Annotated in this window: 1 protein-coding gene; it reads right to left on the bottom strand. The window is 44.8% G+C overall.

All coding sequences use genetic code 11. The features are described from left to right. Window positions 1-92: 92 nt before the first annotated feature. The coding region (locus R8269_RS26105; protein WP_318223025.1) for a chemotaxis protein at window positions 93-1,058 on the bottom strand (966 nt) is incomplete at its 5' end.

The following is a 1,058-nucleotide window of genomic DNA, read 5'->3' as shown; positions in this document are numbered from 1 at the left end:
GCTTAACTTCGCAGCGTTAGGAAGAACCTCCCTTCCGAATGAAAGACAAAGAAAAGAGCGCATTAGCGCTCTTTTTGTATCTAAACTACACGTTAGCTTTGTTTAACTTTTGTTTTCACCGCCGCTCGCTTGCCAAGCACATAACCTAAACCAAGCGGAGCGAAGAATATCGCAGCAATGAACAGAATAAAGTAGACAATTGTGCTCTTCACTAATTCTATCAACTTGGTCATGGCGAGATTCACAACCTCTTGAGACACTCTATCCATATCCTGAGCAAACTTCTCACGTTCATGAGTGATGATCAGAGCGATCTCTTGGCGCTCTCTTGCCACCATTTCTTCTAATGCTTGTCGCTCTTCACCTAACTGAGACAAACGCGCTTCGGTTTTTTGATCAATGTCGTTCACTAAAGGCTGCAGTTCAACCGCCATTTGTTCAGCCAAATAACGCATATACTCAGGGTTGTTATCGATGAAATCTCTCATTGAGTCAGCAGTCACTTGCAGACTGTTCAATGCGGCATTAACCTTCTCGATGCTTGCCGAACTGTTCAACGCTAATAACTGCGCCTTCCAAGTCATGATCTTTGGCGTTTGTTCAGAGACCAAACTCAATCTATCGGATACATCTCCCAATGCTTCCGGCATCGTACCCAACGTTGTTACCGCGTCTTCCTCACTGATTTGATTGGCTTCTAACCAAGCACGGTAAGCTGGCGTTCTAATCATGCTTAAATCAGCGAACGGATACTGTTTAACAAAGTCAGCAACAAAGAGCTTCGTTTTATCGTAAACCTCTTTTGTCAACAGTGATTGAGCGAGCTGGTCTACCTCGTTGGCTAAGTGTGCCGAGACTTGTTTGGCTTCATCTGTAGCAAAAATGTCACGGCCAGCGCCCGTCGCATAAAACTGGTTCATTTGATGAGTGAACACCCACGTATCAATCAATGCAGCCATTGGTGAGACTTGATATGCTGCAGCTTGCAAGCCTTCTTCTGCATTGATCTTCCACAGCAGGACGTAAGACTGGTTCACTTTATCATTGGGATCATACTG

Source organism: Vibrio sp. Vb0667 (genome assembly GCF_033391095.1).
This window is presented reverse-complemented; position numbering and strand designations above follow the sequence as displayed.